Here is a 6,425-nt window from a genome sequence, read left to right as displayed (position 1 = left end):
GCCCCCCGGCCGCCCCGCCCGCGCCCCCGCCCCCCCCGGGCTGGGGGGCCCCGCCCCCCCCCCCCCCCCGGCCCGGGGGGGGGGGGGGGGCCGCCCCCCCCGCGGCCGTGTGCGTCCCCGGTACCCGGTCAGGAGGTCACGGAATGGTCCTTCCGGAGGCGGCGCAGCGGAGTGTCGTGCGGCTCCTCCGGCTCCACACGGGGTGAGTCCAGCACCACGTCGCTCAGAAGGTCGTAGCGGACGGCCACGACCGCCGCCACGGCCAGCAGCAGCCCTCCGACCGCCAGGAGGATCACGGACATCCCCAGCGCGACGCCGAGGCCGCCCAGCGCGAACCCGGTGCAGGCGAGGACCACGGCCACCCAGGAGACCGCGCGCCCCCGGTGCTCGTTGGTCGGGGCCAGGCTGCCGCCCTGGCGCTGGAACCCGCGTATGCGGCCGTGCCGCAGCAATTGCTCGTCGGTGGGGCGGTGGTGCTCCCAGGCCAGGCCGGGGTCCGCCGAGTCGCTCGGGTCCGACGTCGGGTGGCGCCTCCGGGCGATCAGGTCGTCCAGTACCTCGACCGGGCTCCGCGGTGAGGCCGTGGGCCGGGTCGTCCGCTCCCCGGCCGCCCCCGTGGTGCGCTCTCGCTTGCTTCCCCGCATGGTCGCTCCCTGGATCGCGTTCGCGTCGGACGGGCCGTGGTCCGGGGCCACGGCGCGGCCTTCTACGAATGGCGTACCCGGGAGTGGGCCGGGGTCTCGCGAATCGTGTGAAAAGGGTGAGAAAATGCCGTCCCCGGTCGACTTCGCCTTTGACGGGCGGTCGTGTGGGACGGAACCCGGGCGCGCGGACGGAAAAACCCCAGAACACGATGGGGCCCGCCCCTGCTGCCCCGGGCCGGGCGCGGTGTCGGCGGTTCCCCCGGACCAGTGGTGACGTGCGGGAACATTCGGGGGCGTTTCATCCGTTCCCCAGGGGGAAAGGCGTGCGAGCGGCCCTTCCCCGAGGGGGCGGGCGTATAGTTCGGGTCCTCTAGGATGTAGGCCCGAGGGCCCAGGAACCCCCGCCGCCCTCCGCGGCCACGGGAAAGCGTTCAGGCGGGCCTGGATCTGATCTCCACGTGCGTGGAGCAAACCGCGATCTGCGAGGAGCGCATAGGAAGTGCCAGGGATACTCAACAAGCTCCTGCGCGCGGGTGAGGGAAAGATCCTGCGCCGGCTGAACAAGCTCAAGGACCAGGTCAACTCCCTTGAGGACGACTACGTCGAGCTCACCGACGAGGAACTGCGCGACCTGACCCAGGAGTACAAGGACCGCTACGAGGACGGCGAGTCTCTGGACGACCTGCTCCCAGAGGCGTTCGCGACCGTCCGCGAGGCAGCCAAGCGCACCCTGGGACAGCGTCCCTTCGACGTCCAGATCATGGGCGGCGCCGCACTCCACCTCGGCAACATCGCCGAGATGAAGACCGGTGAGGGCAAGACCCTGACCGGTAGCCTCGCGGTCTACCTCAACGCTCTCGCGGGCAAGGGCGCCCACGTCATCACGACCAACGACTACCTGGCCCGGCGCGACGCCCAGAACCTCGGTCGCATCTTCCACTTCCTCGGCCTCGAGGTCGCCGTCATCAGCCCCCAGATGAGCGCCGCGGACCGGCGCGAGGCCTACAAGGCCGACATCACCTACGGGACGAACAACGAGTTCGGCTTCGACTACCTGCGCGACAACATGGCGCTCTCGCTCAAGGACACCGTCCAGCGCGAGCACTACTTCGCCCTGGTCGACGAGGTCGACTCCATCCTCATCGACGAGGCCCGTACTCCGCTGATCATCAGCGGCCCCTCGGAGCAGAACTCCCGCTGGTACGCGGAGTTCGCCAAGATCGCCCCGCGCCTCAAGCGCGAGACCGACTACGAGGTCGACGAGAAGAAGCGCACCGTCGGCATCACCGAGGCGGGCGTGGCCAAGGTCGAGGACTACCTCGGCATCGACAACCTCTACGAGGCGGTCAACACCCCGCTCATCAGCTTCCTCAACAACTCGCTCAAGGCGAAGGAGCTGTACAAGCGGGACAAGGAGTACATCGTCAAGGACGGTGAGGTCCTCATCGTCGACGAGTTCACCGGCCGCGTCCTCGCCGGGCGCCGCTACAACGAGGGCATGCACCAGGCCATCGAGGCCAAGGAGCGCGTCAAGATCAAGGACGAGAACCAGACTCTCGCCAAGGTCACCCTCCAGAACTACTTCCGCCTCTACGAGAAGCTCGCCGGTATGACCGGTACCGCCCAGACCGAGGCGGCGGAGTTCACCCAGACCTACAACGTCGGCGTGGTGCCCATCCCCACCAACAAGCCGATGGTGCGCGAGGACGTCAAGGACGTCGTCTACAAGCACGAGGACGGCAAGTTCCAGGCGGTCGCCGAGGACATCGCCGAGCGCCACGAGGCCGGGCAGCCGGTCCTGGTCGGCACCACCAGCGTCGAGAAGTCCGAGCTGCTGTCGCGGATGCTCAAGCGCGAGGGCGTCCCTCACGAGGTCCTCAACGCGAAGAACCACGCCCGTGAGGCGTCGATCATCGCCCGCGCGGGCAAGCTCGGCGGGGTCACCGTCGCCACCAACATGGCCGGTCGCGGTACCGACATCATGCTGGGCGGGAACCCCGACTTCCTCGCCGACGAGGAGCTCCAGGCGCGCGGGCTGAGCCCGCTGGAGACCCCGGAGGAGTACGAGGCGGCCTGGCCCGAGGCACTGGAGAAGGCCCAGTCCGCCTACGAGGAGGAGCACGAGAAGGTCGTCGAGGCCGGCGGCCTGTACGTGCTCGGAACCGAGCGGCACGAGTCGCGGCGCATCGACAACCAGCTGCGCGGACGCTCCGGCCGCCAGGGCGACCCGGGCATCTCCCGCTTCTACCTGTCCCTCCAGGACGATCTGCTGCGACTGTTCAACAGCAGCCGTCTGGAGGTGTTCATGAACCAGCTGAACATCCCCGACGACCAGCCCATCGAGTCCGGCATGGTCAGCAAGGCCATCGCCTCGGCGCAGGGCCAGGTCGAGACGCAGAACTTCGAGATCCGCAAGAACGTCCTCAAGTACGACGAGGTCCTCAACCGGCAGCGCAAGGTCATCTACGCCGAGCGCCGCAAGGTCCTGGAGGGCCAGGACCTGCGCGACCAGGTCATCGCCATGCTGGAGGAGGTCCTGCGGGGCTACGTGGTCGAGGAGACCGCCCAGGGCGACCCCGACGAGTGGGACCTGGACAAGCTCTGGCGCGCGTTCAAGCAGGTCTACCCGATCAGCTTCACCGTCGACGAGTTCGTCGAGGAGAACGGCGAGCTTCACACGCTGACCGGTGAGATGATCGCCGACCGCGTGGTCGAGGACGCCAAGGCCGCCTACGAGACCCGGGAGACCGAGCTCGGCGAGGAGGCCATGCGCGAGGTCGAGCGCAGGGTCCTGCTCCAGGTCATGGACCGCAAGTGGCGTGAGCACCTCTACGAGATGGACTACCTCCAGGAGGGCATCGGTCTCCGCGCGATGGCGCAGCGCAACCCGCTGATCGAGTTCCAGCGCGAGGGCTTCGACATGTTCCAGCAGATGCTGGAGGCCATCAAGGAAGAGGCCGTCGGCTACCTGTTCAACGTCGAGGTCCAGGTGCGCAAGAAGGAGGAGCCGACCCTCAGCGCCACCGCCGCGGCGAAGACCGCGGCCGGCGTGGGCGGAGCCACCGGCGCGACGGCCGTCGCGACCGCGGTGGAGGAGGACGAGGAGGCCGCCGACGCGGCCGCGCCCGCCGACGAGGCGGAGCCGGCCGAGGACGTGGTCGTCCCCGGCTTCGGTGAGGGCCAGCCGAACAGGCTCCAGTACTCCGCGCCCAGCGAGGACGGCACCGTCGAGCGGCACAGCGAGACGGTCGACGAGTTCGCCGGCACGGCGCGCAACGCCCCCTGCCCGTGCGGCTCCGGCAAGAAGTACAAGAAGTGCCACGGCGACCCGGCGGTCGCCCAGTAGGCTCCGGCCGCCGACACGCGTGCGGGCGCCCCCCCTCGGGGGCGCGCCCGCACGCGTTCGTGCTCTCCCGGGCCGGTCAGCCGGTCCTGCCCGGGGCCGGTGTCGGGCATCCGCGACCCGCCGTTCCCTCCCCGCGGCACGGAGCCCCTCGCGGGCGGGGCGGCCCGGCCACCGCCTCGTCGAGGTGCGGCCCCCGCTGGGTTCCTGGGAACGACGACACCCGTGGCCGGTACGGTGTCCCGGCCACGGGTCTTCGCCAAACGCCGGTCTACAGGCTCACGGGCGCCGAGCCGAAGGCCACCGAGAACCGGTTGCACCAGATGACCACGCTGGTCATCCCGTCGAGGTCGACGTCGTCGGGGATCTCGTAGTTGGCCGAACCGCGGGTCCCCTTCAGGTCGCCCAGGTCCGCGTAGCGGCCGTCACGGTACTTGCCCCAGTCCCCGCCCGCCTCCTGGTCGGTGATCCACACGTACAGGTCGGGCCCGTCACTGGTGGCCAGGTCGGTCAGACGGACGTGGCGCGACCCGTCGGGCAGCTCCAGCACGGAGACCGTACCCGTGGTCTCGTGCTCCTGGGTGAGGAACTCGCCCTCGGCGAGCACCACGGGCTCGGTCTCCTCCACCGGTTCGCCCGCCTCGGCCGTCGTGGCCCCCGCTCCGTCCGAAGCGTCCGGCTCGGCCGGAACGAGGGCCGCGGGAGGCGCCTCCTCCACCGTTTGCGAGGTGAACAGCCGCCACGGCTGGAAGGCCCACAGGCCTGCCGCGAACAGGACCAGGACGAGCCCGGTGACCGGCCACAGCACCAGCGGACGGCTCCAGGGGGCGTTTCTGGGGGTTTCGGGGTTCATCGCTCCGCCTCCTCGGGGAATGTTCCTTCCTTACTCCGGAGCCGGAGGCGGTCGGGCGACCTGCGGGGAACGGAAGAACCGGGACGGAATCAGCCGGACGTGTCGGACCTCCTGCGGGGAGGCCCGTCCGGCCCGGTCTCCGGGGCTCCGTCCGCGGCGCCCGGCACGGTGTGCGCCGCCACGTTCTCCTCCGGGTCCAACTCACGCCCGGGCGTGGGCAGGTTGAAGCGCGTGATCAGGACGTAGAAGATCCCGAAGTACGCCGCGAAGTACACCAACCCGATCAACAGGATCAGTCCCAGGCCCTCGGTGTTGTCCTTGGACGCGTTCAACAGCATGTCGATGAGTCCCGCGGAGAAGCCGAAGCCCAGTTGCGTGTCCAGCGCGTTGAGGATCGCCATCGAGAGGCCGGTCAGGACGATGTGCACCACGAACAGGGCGGGGGCGACGAAGATGAAGGCGAACTCGACGGGTTCGGTGATCCCCGTGGCGAACGCGGTCAGCGCCGCCGGGATCATGATCGACCCGATCTGGGCCCTGCGCTCCTTGTGCGCGGCCAGCCACATGGCGAGCGCCGCCCCGGGCAGGCCGAACATGAGGACGGGGAAGAACCCGGACAGAAGGCCGCCGGCGTCGGGGTCCCCGGCGAAGTACCGCGTGATCTCGCCCTGGACGATCCCGTCGGGGCCCTCGTAGGTGCCCGACACGAACCAGATGAACGAGTTCACCACGTGGTGCAGGCCCAGGGGGAGCAGGACGCGGTTGACGACGCCGTAGATGCCGGCGCCCAGGGCGCCCGCACCGACGATGCTCTCGCCGAGGTTCTGGATCCACCCGCCGACGACCGGCCAGAGCAGACCCAGCGCCACGCCCAGGAACAGGCCGGCCAGCGCCGTGACGATCGGGACGAAGCGGCGTCCGCCGAAGAAGCCGAGCCAGGTCGGCAGCTTGATCCGGTGGTAGCGCTGCCACAGCACGGCCGCGATCAGGCCGATGGCGATGCCGCCCAGGACGTCGGTGGGGTTCTTGACCGCGTGGTTGATCATCTCGCCGACCCCGGCGACCGAGTCCGGGTCGGTCAGCGGTTCCCTCGTCACCGGATCGACCGGCAGCGGGTACGTGACCAGCCGTGAGCCCAGATCACCGGTGGGGCCGTCGAAGGTGACCATCGTCCACGTGGCGACCCGGTCGAACACCAGGTAGCCGACCACCGCCGCCAGGGCCGTGGAACCGTCCGCGCGCTTGGCGAAGCCGATCGCGACGCCCACGGCGAAGAGGAGGGGCAGGGCCTGGAACACCGCGTCGCCCGCGGTGCCGATGGCCCCGGCGACGGGGACCATCCACCCCATGCCCTGGAGCCCGGCGAGGCCGTCGGCGCCGAGCAGGTCGGGCTGGCCCAGCCGGAGGAGGATGGCGGCGGCGGGCAGGACCGCGATGGGCATCATCAGGCTGCGGCCGAGCCGCTGGAAGACCGCAAGGACCGAAGAACCGGTCTTGCGGGTCCGCACGCCGCCCGACGGGGCGGCTGGTGCGGGGGTCTGGTCCGAACTCATGGTGGGGGGTCCTCCCTCGGACACGCGCCTCT

General features: G+C 70.3%; 4 protein-coding genes. 1 reads left to right on the top strand and 3 read right to left on the bottom strand.

Features of this window, described 5'->3' with window-relative positions; genetic code table 11:
- Nucleotides 1–128: 128 nt before the first annotated feature.
- Nucleotides 129–644, bottom strand: a complete 516-nt coding sequence (locus ACFWTE_RS21250; protein WP_378781378.1) for a hypothetical protein — start codon at nt 642–644, stop codon at nt 129–131.
- A 499-nt stretch (nt 645–1,143) separates the two neighbouring features.
- On the opposite strand from ACFWTE_RS21250, the gene secA reads away from it, so the two are divergent.
- Nucleotides 1,144–3,990 carry a preprotein translocase subunit SecA gene (gene secA / locus ACFWTE_RS21245; RefSeq protein ID WP_378781376.1) on the top strand — a complete coding sequence of 949 codons (2,847 nt, stop codon included), beginning with the start codon at nt 1,144–1,146 and terminating at the stop codon, nt 3,988–3,990.
- A 268-nt stretch (nt 3,991–4,258) separates the two neighbouring features.
- Here secA and ACFWTE_RS21240 read toward each other — a convergent pair whose 3' ends face one another.
- Together ACFWTE_RS21240 and ACFWTE_RS21235 are read right to left on the bottom strand one after the other, a co-directional pair.
- Nucleotides 4,259–4,840 (bottom strand): DM13 domain-containing protein, encoded by a 582-nt coding sequence (locus ACFWTE_RS21240; RefSeq protein WP_378781375.1) that lies wholly within the window; start codon nt 4,838–4,840, stop codon nt 4,259–4,261.
- A gap of 89 nt (nt 4,841–4,929) precedes the next feature.
- Nucleotides 4,930–6,393, bottom strand: coding sequence for a PTS transporter subunit EIIC (locus ACFWTE_RS21235; protein ID WP_378781374.1), 1,464 nt, complete (start codon nt 6,391–6,393; stop codon nt 4,930–4,932).
- Nucleotides 6,394–6,425 lie beyond the last annotated feature (32 nt).

This window comes from Nocardiopsis sp. NPDC058631, from assembly GCF_042716955.1.
In the GTDB taxonomy this organism is placed as follows: Bacteria; Actinomycetota; Actinomycetes; order Streptosporangiales; family Streptosporangiaceae; genus Nocardiopsis.
The sequence above is the reverse complement of the archived record's forward strand: the minus strand, read 5'-3'. Positions and strand labels throughout refer to the sequence as shown.